13 protein-coding genes and 1 tRNA gene are annotated in these 18,044 nt (G+C 69.4%); 5 read left to right on the top strand and 9 right to left on the bottom strand.

The genetic code is table 11. The features are described from left to right. Positions 1-2: 2 nt before the first annotated feature. The 5 genes from rpoA2 to MUG96_RS03315 are packed head-to-tail and all read right to left on the bottom strand — an operon-like array spanning position 3 to position 7,842. Complete coding sequence (gene rpoA2 / locus MUG96_RS03335) at positions 3-1,250, bottom strand: DNA-directed RNA polymerase subunit A'' (RefSeq protein ID WP_246986474.1); 1,248 nt, start codon at positions 1,248-1,250, stop codon at positions 3-5. A gap of 1 nt (position 1,251) precedes the next feature. Beyond that, complete coding sequence (locus MUG96_RS03330; RefSeq protein WP_246986471.1) at positions 1,252-4,221, bottom strand: DNA-directed RNA polymerase subunit A'; 2,970 nt, start codon at positions 4,219-4,221, stop codon at positions 1,252-1,254. Then, a complete protein-coding gene (gene rpoB / locus MUG96_RS03325; RefSeq protein WP_246986469.1) occupies positions 4,222-6,048 on the bottom strand; it encodes a DNA-directed RNA polymerase subunit B in 1,827 nt (608 codons plus the stop codon). It lies immediately after the preceding gene. 1 nt (position 6,049) lies between these two features. Beyond that, complete coding sequence (locus MUG96_RS03320) at positions 6,050-7,615, bottom strand: DNA-directed RNA polymerase subunit B'' (protein ID WP_246986467.1); 1,566 nt, start codon at positions 7,613-7,615, stop codon at positions 6,050-6,052. Then, on the bottom strand, positions 7,615-7,842 hold the full coding sequence (locus MUG96_RS03315; protein WP_246986465.1) for a DNA-directed RNA polymerase subunit H: 228 nt from the start codon (positions 7,840-7,842) through the stop codon (positions 7,615-7,617). The genes MUG96_RS03320 and MUG96_RS03315 overlap by 1 nt, the downstream gene beginning before the upstream one ends. A gap of 327 nt (positions 7,843-8,169) precedes the next feature. Here MUG96_RS03315 and MUG96_RS03310 point away from each other — a divergent pair. The 5 genes from MUG96_RS03310 to MUG96_RS03290 all read left to right on the top strand — a co-directional run bounded on the left by MUG96_RS03310 (position 8,170) and on the right by MUG96_RS03290 (position 11,013). Next, a tRNA-Asp gene (locus tag MUG96_RS03310) sits at positions 8,170-8,242 on the top strand. A gap of 138 nt (positions 8,243-8,380) precedes the next feature. Beyond that, a complete protein-coding gene (locus MUG96_RS03305; protein ID WP_373222101.1) occupies positions 8,381-8,824 on the top strand; it encodes a group I intron-associated PD-(D/E)XK endonuclease in 444 nt (147 codons plus the stop codon). A 22-nt stretch (positions 8,825-8,846) separates the two neighbouring features. Then, positions 8,847-9,503, top strand: a complete 657-nt coding sequence (locus MUG96_RS03300; RefSeq protein WP_246986461.1) for a hypothetical protein — start codon at positions 8,847-8,849, stop codon at positions 9,501-9,503. 144 nt (positions 9,504-9,647) lie between these two features. Continuing rightward, positions 9,648-9,956 carry a winged helix-turn-helix transcriptional regulator gene (locus MUG96_RS03295; protein ID WP_246986459.1) on the top strand — a complete coding sequence of 103 codons (309 nt, stop codon included), beginning with the start codon at positions 9,648-9,650 and terminating at the stop codon, positions 9,954-9,956. A 103-nt stretch (positions 9,957-10,059) separates the two neighbouring features. Then, complete coding sequence (locus tag MUG96_RS03290) at positions 10,060-11,013, top strand: AAA family ATPase (protein ID WP_246986457.1); 954 nt, start codon at positions 10,060-10,062, stop codon at positions 11,011-11,013. Between the two features lie 12 nt (positions 11,014-11,025). On the opposite strand, the gene MUG96_RS03285 is transcribed toward MUG96_RS03290, so the two are convergent. From MUG96_RS03285 to MUG96_RS24205, 4 genes are read right to left on the bottom strand one after another with little or no spacing between them, the layout of a single operon-like run. Beyond that, complete coding sequence (locus tag MUG96_RS03285) at positions 11,026-12,711, bottom strand: DUF7519 family protein (protein ID WP_246986455.1); 1,686 nt, start codon at positions 12,709-12,711, stop codon at positions 11,026-11,028. Next, positions 12,708-14,144, bottom strand: coding sequence for a DUF58 domain-containing protein (locus MUG96_RS03280; RefSeq protein ID WP_246986453.1), 1,437 nt, complete (start codon positions 14,142-14,144; stop codon positions 12,708-12,710). The genes MUG96_RS03285 and MUG96_RS03280 overlap by 4 nt, the downstream gene beginning before the upstream one ends. Continuing rightward, positions 14,141-14,869 carry a DUF7269 family protein gene (locus MUG96_RS03275; RefSeq protein WP_246986451.1) on the bottom strand — a complete coding sequence of 243 codons (729 nt, stop codon included), beginning with the start codon at positions 14,867-14,869 and terminating at the stop codon, positions 14,141-14,143. The genes MUG96_RS03280 and MUG96_RS03275 overlap by 4 nt, the downstream gene beginning before the upstream one ends. Continuing rightward, positions 14,866-18,030, bottom strand: a complete 3,165-nt coding sequence (locus tag MUG96_RS24205) for a transglutaminase TgpA family protein (protein WP_308220116.1) — start codon at positions 18,028-18,030, stop codon at positions 14,866-14,868. The genes MUG96_RS03275 and MUG96_RS24205 overlap by 4 nt, the downstream gene beginning before the upstream one ends. Positions 18,031-18,044: the final 14 nt, after the last annotated feature.

Here is an 18,044-nt window from a genome sequence, read left to right as displayed (position 1 = left end):
CGTCAGTCGGCCCCTTCACCGTCCCGCGCGGGGCCCGACCCCATCCGCAGGTTCACGTCGCCGGTGCCGAGCTTGATCGGCTTCCCGACGATGACGTTCTCGGTCACGCCGTTGAGGTCGTCGACCTCCCCGTGGATCGCCGCATCGAGCAGGTGGTTGACCGTCACCTCGAAGGCCGCCCGGGCCAGCACCGAGTCCTTCGAGCCGGAGATACCGTGGCGGCCGATGGACTCGATCTCGCCGTTGTTGGTCATGATGTCCGCGACCAGCATCAGGTGCCGGACGTTCACGTCGTCCAGCCCCTGCTCTTCGAGGGTGTTCATCGTCTCCTCGATGATCGCCTCGCGGGCCGCCTCGATCCCGAGATTGCGGTGGATCTCGTGGATGTTGTTGCAGGTCGTCCGCGAGGCGTCGACGCCCTCGATGGAGAGGACGTTCCCGAGTTCCGACCCCTCGGTGTAGAGGACGAACTCGCCGTCCTCGCTGTCGTCGGTCTCCTCCTTGCGGATGACGACGCGGTCGATGTCCTCGATGCCCTTGAAGACGATCTCGCGAAGGTCCTCGACCAGCTGAAGCAGTTCCCGGTAACTGGGCTGGTCCGGCCCGAACTCGATGATCGTCTCGTCGAGCTGGACGACCTCGACGCCGAGGTTCGACTCGATTGTTTCGGAGATCTCCTCAACGACCGCGCCGAGGTCGTCGACCGTCGGCCACCGCTCCCGGAGGGTGTCGGGATTGAGGTCGACGACGACGCGCATGTCCGCCACGTCCGTCGAGATGTCCCCGAGCGCGAGGATCTTCGTCGCCTCGATCTTCCAGACGACCTCGTGGGCGCGCTCGCGGTCGACCGCGTACTCGTCTTCCAGGTGGACCGTCATCATCGGCGTGTCCGGCGTCTTCCGGGCGTCCACCAACTCGATGAGCCGCGGGAGGCCCTGAGTCACGTCGATCTCCGCGACGCCCGCGTAGTGGAACGTGTTCATCGTCATCTGGGTGCCGGGTTCCCCGATTGACTGGGCCGAGACGGTCCCGACCGGGTCCAGCGGGTCGACACGCGTGTCGTTGTACCGCGCCTCGACGGCCCTGGCGATCTCGTCGGCCGCCTCGACGTCTACGCCGCCGCGGTCGTCGATGGTCTCGTACACCTGATTGCGCAGCCGTCGGGGCAGGTCGGTGTCCTCGACGACGGCCTCGATGTCCGCGTCGATGCCCTCGAACTTCTCCGTGGGGTCGTAGTCTATTTCGCTCATGTTAGTCGTCACTCTGGGCCATCCACCACTCGTCGGCGTGCTCCGAGAGGTTGGTCGGCTCGCGTTCCTCGCCGAGGAACTGCTGTTTCTGCGTCTCGTCCGCGAACTCCGCGTCAAGCACGCGGTCGGCGATGCGGTCGACGTCGATGTCGTTGTCCTCGTTCGAGGAGACCTTCACCGGACTGGTACCGTCCTCGCCGAACTCGAACTGGACGATGGTGTCGCTCGTGTCCCGGACGGTGCCGTCGTACTGCGTCTCCAGTTCGGAGAGGGCGTTGATGAGTCGGCGCTGGAGGTAGCCGGACTTGGACGTACGAACGGCGGTGTCGACCAGCCCCTCGCGGCCGCCCATCGCGTGGAAGAAGAACTCCCTGGGTTCGAGCCCGCCGCGGTAGGAGTGTTCCACGAAGCCGTGGGCCTCCGCCGAGAGGTCGTTCGGTTTGTAGTGGCTGAGGGTGCGGTCCTCGTAGCCGCGGTTGATCCGCTCGCCGCGGACCGCCTGCTGGCCGACGGCGCCGGCCATCTGGGTCAGGTTCAGCATCGACCCACGCGCCCCGGACTCGGCCATCACGACCGCGGGGTTGTCGTCGTCGAAGTGGTCCTCGGCGATGTCACCCGCGCTGTCGCGGGCCTTCCCGAGGGTCTGCATGATCTTCATCTCCAGCGTCTCGTCGACGGTACGGCCGGGCAGGGATTCGAGGTCACCCTGCTCGTAGGTCTGGATGAGTTCCTGCACGCGGTCGTAGGCGTTCCCGATAGCCTCGTCGATCTGGGCCTCGGCCTCCGGCGAGATCGACTCGTCGTCGATACCGATGGAGAACCCGAAGTGCATGATCGACCGCATCGCGAGCGTCGACACCTCGTTCACGAAGATGCGCGCGCGCGTGTTTGAGTACACCTTGCAGATGGTGTCGACGATCTCGCCGCCGAAGGCACCGACCGCGTCCTCGTCGATGGTCCCATCGACCATCTGCCCGTCCTCGATGACGACCGTGTCGCCGGCCGAGGACGTGAACTCCAGAGTGAGGTCGTCGGGCAACAGCTCGGAGAACAGCGACCGCCCCGTCCAGTAGGGCTTTCCGTCCTCCTCCCCGTCGGACGCGGCCGCGTCCGACGAGCCCGCACTCGCGTCGCTCGTGCTGACCCCGTCGGGTTCGGGCAGTTCGTCGATGCGCGTCGCCCGCAGCATGTCCAGGGCCTGCGTCTCGTTGAAGTGTGGGTCCGTGTGTGTCAGCAGGTACAGCCCCGAGATGTGGTCCTGGATGGCACCGATGATGTTCTCGCCGAACCGCGGGCTGAGCATCTGCTCCTGGACGCGCATCAGGACGCGCGCCTCCGCCCGGGCCTCCTCGTTCTGGAGGGCGTGCATGTTCATCTCGTCGCCGTCGAAGTCCGCGTTGTACGGCGGACAGACCGTCGTGTTCAGCCGGAACGTCTTGTACGGCATCACGACGACCTCGTGGGCCATGATGGACATCCGGTGCAGCGACGGCTGGCGGTTGAACACGATGATGTCGCCGTCGATGAGGTGTCGCGAGACCTCCCAGCCGGGGTCGACCTTCTCGGCCAGCTCCTCGCAGTTTTTCGGCGTCACCTTCAGCCGACGGCCGTCCGGTCGCTGGACGTAGTTGGCGCCCGGATGTGCCTCGGGGCCGTTGGAGACGTAGCGACGTGCCTCCTCCAGGTTCCGCTCGTTGACGTTCATCGTCTGGGTCATCTCCTTGGCGACCCGGTCGGGCACACCGACCTCGTTCAGGCTGAGCGTCGGGTCCGGGGAGATGACGGTCCGTGCCGAGAAGTTCACGCGCTTCCCGGACAGCGAGCCACGGAAGCGGCCCTCCTTGCCCTTCAGCCGCTGGGAGAGGGTCTTCAGAGGCCGCCCGGAGCGGTGTCGGGCCGGCGGCGTCCCTGAAATCTCGTTGTCCATGAAGGTGGTGACGTGGTACTGGAGCAGTTCCCAGAGGTCCTCGATGATGAGCTGGGGCGCACCGGCCTCGCGGTTCTCCATGAACCGCTGGTTGATGCGGATGATGTCCACCAGTTTGTGGGTGAGGTCGTCCTCGCTCCGCTGGCCGTTGTCCAGCGTGATCGAGGGGCGGGCAGTGACCGGCGGCACCGGCAGGACGGTCAGAATCATCCACTCGGGACGGGAGCGCTCTGCGCTGATGCCGAGCACGTTGAGGTCCCCGTCGGGGATGGCCTCGAACCAGTCCCGGATGTCGGAGGGCATCAGCTTGTTCATGTCCTCCTCGGTGAGGTCCACGTCCAGGGCCTTCTCGATGGCCTTGCGGTCCTCCTCGCGGGGCCGGAACTCGCCGGAGAGGATGTCCTGGATGCGGCTCTGGTCGACGCCGGTCTCGTCGGCGAGTTCGACCGGGGACATTCCCTGGTCGTCCTCGTCGTCCGGGTCCGGCTCCATCGCCGCGGCGATCCGGTCGGGGTACTCCGAGGTCAGCACCTGCTGGACCTCGTAGTACGTGGTCGGCTTCTCGTGGTTGATGTCGTACTGCTGTTCGCCACAGAACGGGCAGTGGTCCTTCTTGCGTGCCTGCCGGATCGCCGCCTTGGTCACGTCGTTGAGGTCGTTCCCGAGTTCCCGCGCGCGGCGCAGGCGGCTGGTGAACTCCTCGCGTTCCTCGTCGTTGAGACAGAGCCGCGAACACTCCCGGCAGGTCCCGCGCAGGAGCCGCCGGATGAGTTTCGCGAAGCCGACGTGGATGACGGGGGCTGCGAGTTCGATGTGGCCGAAGTGGCCGTTACACGACCCGGAGTGTTTCCCACAGGTCTTGCATTCGAGACCGGGGTCGATCACGCCGAGGCGCGGGTCCATCAGCCCCATGTCGATGGGGAACCCGTCGTCGTCGTAGGTGTCGGCCGTGATGACCTTCGTGGCGCTCATGTCGCGGTACTCCTCGGGGTCCATCAGGCCGAACGTCAACTGGCCGATCTCTTTTGGTGCGTGCTGACTCATTTACACTGCGTCCTCCAGTTCGATCCGGGGTGCGATCCCGAGCGCTTTCATCTCGTCGAGCAGGAGCTTGAACGCGTAGGACATCTCGATCTCGTGGATGTCCGTCTCCTCGTCACAGTTCGGGCAGTAGACGCGCCGTTGCTCCACGTTCTCGACGGCGGTCATGCCACACTGACCACAGACGTTGATCCACTCGCGGTCGGACTCGTCCAGGAGCCGTTCCTTGAGCGCCATCGCCGCCCCGTGGCCGATGAGCACGTCCCGTTCCATCTCGCCGACTCGGAGGCCGCCCTCGCGGGCCCGCCCCTCGGTCGGCTGGCGGGTCAGCACCTGCACCGGCCCGCGCGAACGGGCGTGCAGTTTGTTCGAGACCATGTGGTAGAGCTTCTGGTAGAAGATGGTCCCGACGAAGATTTCCGCCTCGATTTTCTCGCCCGTGACCCCGGAGTACATGACTTCCTTCCCGCTGGATTTGAAGCCCTTCTCCTCCAGGCCGCCGCGGAGTTCTTCCTCGTCCTCGCCGGTGAAGGGGGTCCCGTCGACGCGCCGGCCTTCCAGGGACCCGACCTTGCCGCCGAGCATCTCCAGCACGTGGCCCACCGTCATCCGCGACGGGAGGGCGTGGGGGTTGAGGATGAGGTCCGGCACGACGCCCTCCTCGGTGAAGGGCATGTCCTCCTGGGGGGCGATGTGGCCGACGACGCCCTTCTGTCCGTGCCGCGAGGCGAACTTGTCCCCGAGTTCGGGGATGCGCTCGTCGCGCACGGAGACCTTCGAGAGTTTCGAGCCGTCCTCGCCCTCCATGAGCGTGACGGTGTCGACGATGCCGGACTCGCCCGAGCGCATCGTGACCGACGTCTCACGGCGCTTCTGCGGGGAGAGCCCGCCCATGTCGTCCGGTTCCTCGAGGAACCGTGGGGGCGAGGTCTTCCCGAGCAGCACGTCGTTCTCGCCGACCTTCGTCTCGGGGTTGACGAGGCCGTCCTCGTCGAGGTGCGTGTAGGCCTCCTCCCCTCTTGCCCCCCGGACGTCGTCGTCGGGGATCTCGAAGCGGTCCTCCTGGCCGCCCGGATACCGGCGCTCCTCGCCCTCGTAGGTGCGGAAGAAGTGAGAGCGGGCGAGCGCGCGGTCGACCGAGCCGCCGTTGAGCACGAGGGCGTCCTCGATGTTGAACCCCTCGTAGCTCATGACCGCGACGACGAAGTTCTGTGCCGCCGGGCGGTCGTCGTACCCGATCTGCTCGGTGGTCTGTGTCTTGACCATCGACAGCTGCGGGTAGTGAAGCAAGTGCTGGCGCGTGTCCGGCCGGATGCGGTAGTTGGCCGAGGGCAGCCCCAGCGACTGCTTGATCATCCCCGAGCCCATCGTAATCCGCGGCGAGGCGTTGTGTTCGGGGTAGGGAATCATCCCCGCGCCGATCCCGAAGATGAGCTGCGGGTCCACTTCGAGGTGCGTGTGGTCCGCGGTGAGATCGCCCTCCTCGACGGCGACGTAGATGTCCTCTTCCTCCTCGGCGTCGATGAACTCGACGTACCCGCGCTCGACGAGGTCCTCGAAGTCGAGTTCGCCGGCTTTCAGCGCCGCGACCTCCTCCTCCGAGACGAGGGGTTCGCCGTCCTCGACGACGATGAGCGGGCGGCGTGCCCGCCCCGCGTCGGCGTTGACGATGACTTCGTTCGTGCGTCCCTTCACCGAGACGTTGACCATCTCGGAGACATCCCCGCGGCGGCGTGCCTGTCGGATGTCCGCTGCGAGCTTGTGCGGGTCGGGGTGTGTCCCGACCAGACTACCGTTGACGTATACTTTCGCGTCTCGTCCCTTGCTCATGTTAATCGTCCGCTGGTGTCTGCTCGATGGATTCGATGCCCGGAATGCCCTCGACACCCATCGACGCGAGTTCCTGTTTCAGTCCCTGTTCGTCCTCGATGGTCTGTGACAGCTCCATGGCCTGCGCGAAGTTCTTCACCAGCCCACAGTTGGGCCCCTCCGGCGTCTCGGAGGGACAGATGCGACCCCACTGGGTCGCGTGCAGATCCCGTGCCTCGAAGTGTGGCTGACTGCGAGAGAGCGGCGAGCGAAGGCGGCGCAGGTGGGAGAGCACACCCATGTAGTCCGTGCGGTCGACGAGCTGGCTCACGCCCGAGCGGCCGCCCACCCAGTTCCCCGTCGCGATGGGGTGTTCGAGCCGCTCGGTCAGCACGTCCGAGCGAACCACCGTCGAAACCGACAGCTGGCGGTTGCGCATGTTCGCCCGTTCGAGCTGGTACTTCACGTCCCGGGCGAGCTTGTTCAGCGCCGTCCGGAACAGGTCCTTCATGAGGTCGCCGGAGACCTTCAGGCGCTTGTTGGCGTAGTGGTCCTTGTCGTCGGATTCGCGCCGGTCCAGTGCCAGCTCGAAGCAGGCCTCTGCCATCCGACAGAGGTAGTAGGCCTTGTTGATGCGGACCTCCTCCTCGTCGACGCCGTCCTCGTGGAGGTGCGGGAGGAGGTACCGGTCGATGACGTAGTTGGCGCGTTTGAGCTGGTAGTTCTTGCCCTGGCCCGAGGCGACGCGTTTCCCGAGCGTCTCGATGGCTTCCTCGGTCGTCTGGACGTCCGCCTCCTCCAGGTTCTCGAGCATGAACTTCACGATCTCGGGGTCGTCGCTGACCCGGTGGACGATCTCCTCGTCGGATTCGAGACCGAGCGCCCGCACGAGCGTCACGAAGTTGATGCTCCCCGACACGCTCGGGAAGGAGACTTCGAGCAGGCCGTCACGGGTCCGCTCACAGAGCACCAGCGCGCGGTACCCGCGGCGCTGGGAGAAGGTCTTTGCGACCTGAATCTCGTCGCCGTACTTCGTGTCGTACTCGGCGAGGATCTTGTTCGGTGCGAGGTCCTCGCTGGTCATCAGGACCCGCTCGGAGCCGTTGACGATGAAGTAGCCACCGGGGTCGGCGGGGTCCTCGCCGATGTCGATCAGTTCGTTGTCCGTGAACCCGGAGATGTTACACTTGTTCGACCCGACCATGATCGGCATCCGGCCGATCTTCGTCTCGGTCTGGTCGACGACGTGTTCCTCCTCCTCGATGCCGCCCTTGATGATAGCCATCTCCATGAACACCGGCGCGGCGTAGGTGATGTTCCGGAGTCGGGCCTCCTGGGGGTAGAGCAGTTCCTCGCTGCCGTCCGCCTCGCGGACACGCGGCGTGACGACGCGCACGTCGCCCAGTTCGACGAAGACCGGCTCCTCGCCTTCCTTGTCGCCGATGTCGGTCTCGATGGTCTCTTTCTCGTCGACCACTTCCTGCATACCCCGGTCCAGAAAGGCGTTGAACGAACGGAAGTGGTGTTCTGCGAGTCGTTCCCTCGAAAAGTACTCACGCGATATAGTGCGTCGGTTTGCTGTATTCATTATTCCACCACGAGCCGATAGACGACCGCTCGGTCGGTCGTTCGCGAGTTCCGGACGATCTCGATGACGTCGCCCACCTCGGCGCCATCGGGCAGTGCCGAGTCCGTCCGCTTGATTTTCGGCAGGTCTGTACGGTCGATGTCGTACTCCGCGAGCACGTCGTCCAGGTCTTCCTCGTCGAGGATGTTGTGCTCCGGAACGAGTTCGTGGTCGCTTACATCTACCATGTGTTGTGGTCGAGTTGGCTGGAGAAGGTTGCTGTCACGAGATACTACAGCGTCCTTGCGCGGGCGCCTACTAAAACGTTACCAAACGCTGCCGGCAGTCGCTACTCGACCCGGCGTCGGGTCGAGTCGGCGAACCTACCAATCAAGACGGGGACTGCACACATATTGGTTTGGGTTACCACTCGTTACCGAACGGGTGCCGTTTCGGAGCAGTGAATCGAGAGACGGTGAGCGGACGGACGACAACTAATCCCGTGTGAACCGGTGACGCCGCGGGTTCGTTTGGAAAGTCTTAATACTGGAACCCAGAAAGAGGAGGATGCGATTGCCCGGATGGTGTAGTGGCCCATCATACAACCCTGTCACGGTTGTGACGCGGGTTCAAATCCCGCTCCGGGCGCTTTTCCGAACGTGACACCGATGGAGAGCAGAGCGACCGCGTTCGCTGATCACAAACGGTTCTCAACCTGGGGTTCGCCGGGGCCGAGAGATTATATGAGAGTCCGAGGCAGTGACAGCCGTGACGGAGAACAGCAAGATGCGCGGGGACCGCACGGAGGCCGCGGTTCTGAGTTCGTTAGTCGAAGCGGGATACAGCGTTTCGGTCCCGTTCGGTGACAACGATAAGTACGATTTGGTCGTTGACGACGGCGGGACGCTACACCGAGTGCAGTGCAAGACCGCTTGGCAGAACAAGCCCGAAACGATCCGATTCAATACACACTCACAGACGACCAGAGACGGTGTGTATCACGAACAGACGTACGAGGGAGCAGCCGACGCGTTCGCCGTTCGCTACCCGGAAACGGGGGCACTGTACTGGGTCGACGTAGACGACGCGACGGAGCAGAAGATGGAACTCCGGTTCGAGGCAGACATCGACCATCCGTCGATAAACTGGGCCAGCGAGTTCGAGTTCGACGGGACCATCCCGTCTCAGAGCGGACCGGGACGGAGTGCGACCCCGGACCAAAGCGTATAGTGTCGGGGGCCGAAGGGGGAGTATGAGCGGGCGAGACGACGCGCCACAGGAGATGCCGAAGGCGCTGGTCGAGGACTTCCTGGCACAGGAGGCGGGGACGCGGGCATTCCTCGACGAGTTACAGAAACTGGCCGCCGAGGGCCGTCACGCGGCGGTCCGCGACCGACTCCGGGAGTTCGCCGATCACTCGCAGGGCGCGTTCTTCACCGTCGCGCTGTCGCTGGGCGGGACGGCGCAGTTTTTCGCCGACGTCGAGGCACAGATGGACGTCGAGACCGGCGAGAAACTCCGCGACCTGGAGGCGACCTACGGCACGCTGGCCGAGGAGTTCGGCATCGTCCGCACCGAGCAGACCCAGAACCGGCTAAACCCGGTGACGAGCCTGAGCGCGTCGACGGAGTACGAGCCCGAGGAGTCAGTCCCGCTGGTGGAGTACCAGCCCCTCTCGGGGGAGGTACCCCTCTACACGGGGCGGGAGTCGCCAGAGGAGGTCCTGCAGGTGGCGGGCTTTCTCGTCCAGTCGACGACCGAGGCGCTGGAGAGCGCACTGGAGAACGAAAGGCAGGTCAACACGGAGGAACTGAGCGCGCTGATCGACCGCCGGGAGGACCTCGAATCGGAGCTGAGCCGGCTGCGGGACCGGATCGACGAACTCCGGCGGACGCCGGTCGACGACTGACCACCGGGGACGGTCGGGACCACGACCGACGACCCGCGGTGTCGCCCGGAGTCGCGTTCGGTATCGCCGGTCCGGAGTCGGTTGCCGAGACATTTGTAAGAGTTATGTGTCGTGGGCTGATACCGAATCGGAGAGACTGCCAGTATGGTCGACCGACTCCAGAACCAAGTCGAGAAGGAGGAGCGCGATTTGACAATCCTGCGCGCGGTGATCGAGGATGGGCCCATCGGCATCGTGAAGCTGTCGGAACGGACCGGCCTTCCGGAGCACAAGGTCCGGTACTCGCTGCGAATGCTGGAGAACGACGGGTTCGTCCAGCCGACCCCGGACGGGGCGATCCCGGCGGAGGATATCGAGGAGCGCGTCGAGCGGATCAACAGCGGGCTGACGGAGCTGATCGGCCGGCTGGAGAAGCTCCGCGACGACGAAGTCGAGGTCGAAGCGACGAACTGAGCGCGGGCGCCCGATCCACGGAGTAGCGGACCGTTCGACGTCGTTTTTCGACCCTGAAAGGCAGGAACAGGTTTAGGTACCTCTTGGCGCATGTGACGGTACGATGGTCGTCACCGACGCTGCCGAGGAGTGTACGGGGGTCCTGGACGAAGTGCAGTCGGCCGTGATCGCGGACCGTGAGTTCCTCCGGCAGGTCCTGACCGGCATCCTCGCGCGCGGACACGTACTGCTCGAAGACGTGCCCGGGATGGGCAAGACCCTGACCGCCCGGAGCCTCGCGACCGGCCTCGGACTGGAGTTCTCCCGCATCCAGTTCACGCCGGACCTCCTCCCCGCCGACATCACCGGCACCCACATCTACGACGAACACGAGGGGACCTTCGAGTTCTCGCGGGGCCCCGTCTTCGCGAACGTCGTGCTCGCCGACGAGATCAACCGCGCCCCGCCGAAGACCCAGGCCGCGCTGCTGGAGGCGATGGAGGAGGGGCAGGTCACCGTCGACGGCGACACGCACGCCCTCCCCGATCCCTTCTTCGTGATGGCGACACAGAACCCGGTCGAGCAGGAGGGGACGTTCTCCCTGCCCGAGGCCCAGCTGGACCGCTTCATGATCAAATCGAGCATGGGCTACCCCGAACGGGACGGCGAACTCGAACTGCTGGACCGGCGGGCAGACCGCGAGGCACAGGCGCCGACGGTCGAGCCGGTCGTCGACCACGAGACGGTCCGGGCCCTCCAGGACGTGCCCGAGGCGGTCACCGTCGAGTCGGACCTCCGGGAGTACGTCGTCGACCTCGGGCGGGCGACCCGCGAGGACGAGCGCGTCGAGGTGGGTGTCTCCCCGCGGGGCATCCAGCGGCTGTTCGAGGCCGCCCGCGCCTACGCCGTCATCGACGGCCGCGACTACGTCGTCCCCGACGACGTGAAACGTATCGCGCCCGCCGTCTTCACTCACCGACTGGTGTTGACCGCAGAATCGAGCGTCCGCTCGGTGTCCAAGCGCGCGGTGCTCGACGACGCGCTCGATTCCGTGCCCGTGCCCACCATCGAGGACTGAGGGGCGGGGAAGTCACTCCCGCAACGCCGAGACGAGGACGACGACGGTGCCGAAGGCGATGGCGAGGGCGCCGGCAGCCAGCGCCTCGTCGGGAACCGACGGGACGAGCGCGCCGCTGGCGACGAGGAGTTCGAGGAGGACCGCGACGAGCAGTGCGCCGGCGCCGACGGCGAGGCTCCCGCCGACGTGGACGAGTTCGCCGCGAGTCGTGGCGGCGTCGGTCCCGAGTTCCTCCCGGAGGCCGGTGGCGAACTCGCCGGCGTCCCAGACGACCAAAGCGACGACGGCCGACAGCAAGGCGAGTGTCGAGGGGCCGCCGAACAGCGCGAGCAGGAGTCCGAGTCCGAAGACGGCAGTGGCAGCGAGGGCGGGACCGAGCGCGCGGTCGGGCAGGACCGGCGAGCCGACCAGCACCGTCAGCCCGAGCAGGAGGGCGCCGAGGACGACGAGCGAGGCGAAGACCGCGAGGAACGTCGCGGCGACGAGGCCGCCGTCGAGCGCGCCCGCGACCGGCTCGCGGAGCGGCGCCGGGACCGAATCGAGGACGGCCGCGGGAGTGGTGAAAGCCGTGACGACGACTCCCGTCGCGAGCGCGGTGCCGACGGCGCCGACTGGCGGCATCGCAGCCAGCCGGAGGTCGGTCTCGGTGAGTCGGCGGACCCGCCGGCGGAGGCGCTCGCCGACGAGGACGGCGACCCCGAGGCCGAGCAGCGTGAGCAGGACGACCCGCAGGGAGACGGATGTGAGCAGCCCGGTGACGAGTCCCGAGAGCGGCGGGTCGAGGGCGGTCCCGAGCCGTGCGGGGGCGGCGACGCCGGCGCCGAGCGCGAGGACGTAGCCAGCGGTGGCGAGGCCGCCACCGACGAGGACAGCGCGGCCGAGTGTCGCGCGAAGGCGGTCGACGCGGCCCGCGATCTCGGGCCGGCGCCGTGGCGGGAACAGGGAGACGACGGGGAGGGCGCCGACCAGCGCGCGGGCGAGCCAGCCGAGCGCGACCAGCGAGAGCAGGAACGTGAGCAGGGCAGTCGGGCCACGCGGGGCGAGCAGCGCGCGACCGACGGCCAGCAGCGGCTCCGGGCTGTCGAACGCGAGAGCGCCGAGTGCGCCGACGGTCGTCGCCGGCGCCGTGACGGTCGCGACGAGCAACTGGAGACCAGTCAGCGGCACGAGGAGGCCAACGTATCGCATAAACGTGCCAGCGAGCAGGGCGCGCGCCGAGACGGGCGCGGCGGTGAGGACGGCGCCGAAGCTCCCGACGGCGAGCAGGAGGACGGCCGCGACCGCGAGGGAGCCGGCGGCCAGTCCCGACCGGAGACCGAAGGCGACGCCGACGCCGAGTGCCGCGAGAACGAGGACGGCCGCCGGTGCCAGGACCGCACCGCCAAGCAGCCGGACCCGTGGGCGGCCGCTGTCGAGTGCGGCGAGACCCAGCGCGACCGTCGCACCAGCGGCGACGGCGAGGACCGCGAGCGGGAGGCCGAGCAACTGCCCGCCGACGAGCAGGCTCGCCAGGAGCGCGAAGCCGCCGCTGACGCCGCCGGACAGGGAGACGCCGCCAGCGAGGGCGGCGACCCGTGCCCGGAGGCCGCCGTCGGTGAGAGCGGTGGTTCGCCAGTCAGCGTCGCCGTCGGCGTCCGGTGCGGTGGCGTACCCGCCGTCGGTCGCCGTGCCGGCGGACGAGTCGTCGGCGCCGGTCATGCGTTCCACCGCCGGTGGTGCGCGTCGAGCACGTCCGCGAGGGCGATCCCGAGCGGGTCGGTCGGCGACCAGTCGGCCGTCGGGACGCCGAGGGCGAGACACTCCTGCAGCCGCGTCCGACGGGCGAGGTCGAGCACGGACTGGCCGGGCGTCGGCGACCCGTCGACCGGCCGCGTGACGTTCGGACTCAGGAGGGAGACGGCGTGGTCGTGTGCCCGCAACTGCTCGATGGCCTCGACGGGCACGTCGTCGAGCAGCGGCGTACAGAGCACGATTTGCGCGTCCGCGGGCAGGCGTTCCGCGAGGCGGAGGCCGACGGCCGCGCCGTCGACGCTCGGCGCGTCGGCCGGTCCCGACCCGTCGGTCGCGACCGCCTCCGGGGTGGCCGCGGAGTCCTCGTCGCCGGCGTCCGCGTCGGCCTCGGCCACGTCGTCCGCGTCGGCCGCCGAGCCATCGGTCTCGTCGGCCCGTCCGCTGGACGCGGCGTGGGCGGTAGGCACGTCGTCCCGACCCAGCGAGTCGAGGAGGGTCTCCGCACGCCGGCGCGTCGACTCGCCGCGGCCCGGCGGGACCGCCCGCTCGCCGGCCGACGGCACGAGCGGGGTGACGCCGACCTCGTGGCCCTCGCCGGTGAGCGTGACCAGTCCCTGCGCGGCGGCGTACACCGAGAGGTCGGTGGCGGTCGGCCCGCCGCGGGGCGGACTCACGTCGGCGTCGGGCCGGGCGTCGACGACGAACACTATCGAGGCGGCGCGCTCCTCGCGGTAGTTGATGGTCGCGAGGTCGCCGCCGCCGGCGAGGCGGTGCCAGTCGATGCGCGACAGCGAGTCGCCGCGGCGGTACTCCCGGACGGAGTGGAAGGCGACCCCGCGCCCGCCCGTGTCGGTAACGTGTTTGCCAGCGTACTGGATGGTCTCGTCCTGCAACGGGAACTCGTCGAGGAGCGTGTCACAGACCACCTCGGCCGCGCCCGTGGGCTCGACGGTCGTGGTGCCGACGATGGTGCCCGCGAGGCTGCGCCCGCGGACGGTCGCCGCGCCGAACTCGTGGGTGCCACGCGGGGGCAGGAGGTCGTACTCGACGGTGACGGCCTCGCCGGGGCGGAGCGCGGTGCAGGCCCGCGGCGAGCCGTCGACCACGGGCACGTCGGCGGGCGTGTCGTCGACGATCCGGAGGTCCGGGATGGGCGCGTTTCCCGTGTTCTCGACGGTCAGCGCCACCGTGACCGGTTCGCCGGGGTCGCTGCGCTCCTCGCTGACTGTCCGCGTCACCGAGAGCGACGGCGGCCCGAGGTCCGTGACGAACCCGTAGAGGACGTACGCGAGCGGGACGACCGCGACCAGGACGAGCGTGGCGTTGCCGACGTAGAGGCCACAGGCGCTGGCGAACAGGGCGCCGACCAGCGCGCCGTGCCAGCGGGCGACGCGCATCATCGCTCCGTCACCCCCCGGTCGGCGTCGGTCGACCCTGTCGGCGACGGGGGAGTGGTATCGTCGGTGTCGGCGGCGTCTGCCCCCGCCCGCGTCCGCGCCCGGTCGAACCGTTCGGGCCGCCACTCGTCGTCGGACCCGAGGTCGTAGACCGCACGGATGGTCCGGGTGGTCTGACGGTGGAACGCCCCCTCGTCGCTGAGCACGTCCCGAAACCAGACACGGAGGGGGACGGTGGGGGCGTCGGGGCCGCCGACGAACGCCGCGGCCGCGGGGTCGTCGGTCCACTCGCCGGTCTCGACGGCGCGGGCCGCCCGCTCCCAGTCACAGCCGGTCGCCTCCCGGTGGGCGTCGATTGCCAGCCGGCGCAGGTCCTCGCGGACCGTCGCCTCGGCCTCGGTCGTCCGCGTCCCGACCCGCCCGGTCGCTGCCAGCCGCTCGTCGAAGTCGGCCCCGACGGTGGGCGTCGCCGGCGCGTCGTCGCGGTCGCCGGCCGGGAGCGACGGGGGCCGCGGCGGCGTCGTCGACGACCACAGCCCCTGTACGACCGCGATAGCGGCCGCGAGACCGGCCAGCCCCGCCAGGCCGACGTTCTCGGTCACCGCGTCGAGGAACGGCTGGAGCTGTGACCGCGGCACCGGAAAGAGCCCCGGCGCGAGCGCGAGGACGGCCGCGGAGAGCAGGGCGACGGCACCGGTCCCGGCCAGCACGCGGCTCCAGGTGCTCATTGACCGGCACCTCCGTCGTCCCCGTCGGCTCCGTCTTCGGCCGTGGATTCGGCCGCGGTCACGTCGTCGGCGGTGCCGCCGTCTGTCGCCGTCTCGTCGTCGGGCTCGTCGCCGTCGGCCAGGCGGTCACGGGCGCGCTCGGCCGGCTCGACGTAGCCGTGCGGGTCGCGGCGGCCGTACTCGACCGCCCGGAAGGCGTCGGTGAGCGTCCGCACCGGCGAGTCGGGGAAGCCGGCCGCGACGGCCTCCCGGGAGAGTTCGCCCGGCGTCATCGACTCGCGGTCGGCCGCGGGCACCCGTTCCCGGAAGTCCGCCCACGCCGCCTCGATCCGCTCGCGGGCGGTCGGTCCGTGCTGGACCGGCGGCGGGTCGGCGACCTCGGACCCTGTGGCCGGCGCGTCGTCCGTCCCGCGGGGCACCACCGCGGCCCGGGCGCCGCGCAGTGCCGCACGCAGCCGGGCCAGCGCCGCGCGAAGGCGAGCGAGGAGCAGTCCGGCGAGCGCTCGCGGCCCCGGGAGCGCGTCGCGGTCGAGGCCGCGCTCGCGGACGGCGGCGATGGCGGCGCGAATCGCGGCCCGGAGTTCGGTGACGACCGCGCGGAGAGCGGCGGGCAGGCGCCCGAGCAGCCGTTCGCCGCGGGCGGCGAGCGCGACGAGCGCGCCGACGGCGGCGCCGGGGAGCCACGCGGCGAGCGTCGACAGGTGTTCGGTCAGCGAGTGGCCGGCCGCCGTCGCCCGTCGGTGGAGATAGAGGAGGGCAGCGACGAGGCCGAGCGCCAGCGCGAGGAGCGCGCCGGCGGTCAGGAACTGGTAGGGGACCGAGGCAGTCTTCGTGATGCCGGCGGGCGTCGTCACCGTGACCGTCGCGCCCGTGGCGACCGGGAGCGGGACCGTCGCCTCGCCGTCCGGCCCGGTCTCGACGGTCCGGCCGCCGACCGCGACGGTCGCGCCCTCGACGGGGTCGCCGCCGTCGGTCACCGACACCGTGACCGAGAGGCCGGGGAGCGCGAACCCAGCGGTCGAGACGGAGACGTTCGCGAGCGGCAGCGTCCGCGTCCCGTTGGCCGCCCCCCGAGTCGCGGTGATCGTGACCGACTCGGCCGCGGGGAGCGTCGCCTCGACGGTCCCGTCGGCGGCCGTCTCCCCGACGCGTTCGCCGTCGACCGCGACCGTCGCGCCCGCGAGCGAGCGGTTGGCGAGCAGTGTCTCGACGGTCACCGTTTCGCCCGGTTCGGGGTCGCCCGCCACCGTGATCGTCACGTTCGTCGGTACGTCGAAGCGCTCGGTCGTCTCGTTGCCCACCGTGTCGTCGCCGTCCTGTGTGGACGCGGCGCTCGGTACCGACACGGACCGCAGCCGGCCGTCGGACGCGCCCGCGACGGCGCCGCCGCCGAGACCGACGGCCGCACTGCCGGCGCCGCTCCCGGTGCCGTCGCCGCCGCCAGCCGCGTCGCCGTCGGGAGCGGCACCGTCGCCGTCGGTCCGCCGGACCGTCGCGTTCTCGGCGACGCCGACGACGAGTTCCGGGGCGAAGGGGACCGGCGCGCTGACCAGCCCGGACTCGTTCGTGCGCCCGACGCGCTCGCCGTTGAACGACACCGGTACGCCGGCGAGGGGCTGACCGCTGCGCGTCACCTCGACCGTGACCGGACGCCCGGGTACGGGGTCGGACAGTAGCGTGATTTCGGCCACGGCGCCGTCCGTGCCGTTCGGAGCGGTCGCGGTACCGTCGACGTCCGGCGGCTGGCTCCCGTTCGGCGCGTCGGTGTCGTTGCGGACCGACTCGTTCTCGGTCAGGTCCGAGCGGTTCAGATCGCCCGAGCCGTCGCGGCCCGCCTCCTCGGGGAGTTCCGGCACGCCGGAGCGGTCGCCGCCGGGGTCGCGGGCGCGGTCGGTGAACGAGTCGGCGGCACCGTCGGCGTCGGTCGCGGCCTGTGCGGCGCGAGCCTCGTTGGCGAGGCGGCTCCGGGCCGGCGTCGGGTCGAAGCGCACCCAGCCGCGCTCGGGGACGTACACCTCGACCCAGGCGTGGGCGTTCATCGCGCGGACGACGTACTCGTCGTCGCCGACGGCCTGCCCGGTGGAGTAGCCGACGACGTAGCGGGCGGGAATCCCCTCGCTGCGGAGCATGGCGACCATCGCGGTCGCGAAGTACTCACAGTAGCCCCGCTCCATCTCGAAGACGAACTGGTCGGCGACGGACCCGCCCTCGTGGGTCGCCGACAGCGAGTAGGACTTCTCCGATTCGAGCCAGCGCTCGATCCGGACCGCTTTCTCGTAGGGGCTGTCCGCGTCGGCGGTCAGCTCCGTGGTGAACTCCCGGAGGCGGTCGGGCGTCTCTGCCGGGAGCTGCGTGTACCGCTCGCGGATGGCCGCGGGGTAGTCGCGGCCGACGTTCCGGAGCCGTTCGGGGTCGTCGGTTGGGACGCTGCTGACGACCCGGTAGGTTGTGCCGGCCGGGACCCGCTCGTCGGCGCGCAGCGCCCGCTGGGGGGTCGCCGACACGCCCGACAGTCCCCTGACGTCGACCGGTTGCCAGGCCCCCGGGAGCGCCGTTGCCGACTGCCGGAGCGTGACCTCCTGGACGAGGCTCTCGCGGTTCGGACCGACCGTGTCGACGAGCGGGAGGTCCTGCCGGCCCGTCTCGCTGTTCTCCCAGCCGTCGCCGGTGTAGGTGTCGTAGGCCCCGGTCCGCCAGTAGGCGGGCCGTGGGCTCTCGACGAGGAAGTGGGGTTGCGAGGAGCGATTGCGGAGGCTCTCGCTCGTGAGACTCTCGCTCGACCCGACGCCCGTGCTGTCACCGGGGTCGAGCGCGCCGAACCCGCTCCGGCCGCCCTCTCCCGCACCCGGCTGTCCGTCGCCGACGCCCTGCTCCCCGAGCGCGTCGGTCCCCTCCCGCGGAAGGTCGCCCATCGCGCCGCCGACGAGCGAGTCGCCGGGCCCACTGCCCCCGCCACCCGACCGTCCGTTCTCCCCCTGGAGTGCGCGCTCGACGGCGTCCTCGCTGGCGTCCCCAGTGGTGCGGTCGGGGAGCAACGAGCGGCCGGGCGCCTCCTGGCCGATGGCCGGGAGGACCACGGCGACGAGGACGAGCCCCGCGACGACGAGCAGCGCGATGACGGTCCGAGCCGTCTCGCGCGTGGGTGAACCTGCAGACGACATACGTAACCCCGCCG

The organism is Halorientalis marina (assembly GCF_023028345.1).
GTDB lineage: Archaea > Halobacteriota > Halobacteria > Halobacteriales > Haloarculaceae > Halorientalis > Halorientalis marina.
Note: the sequence above shows the minus strand (reverse complement) of the source record. Positions and strands in the feature narration are given on the sequence as shown.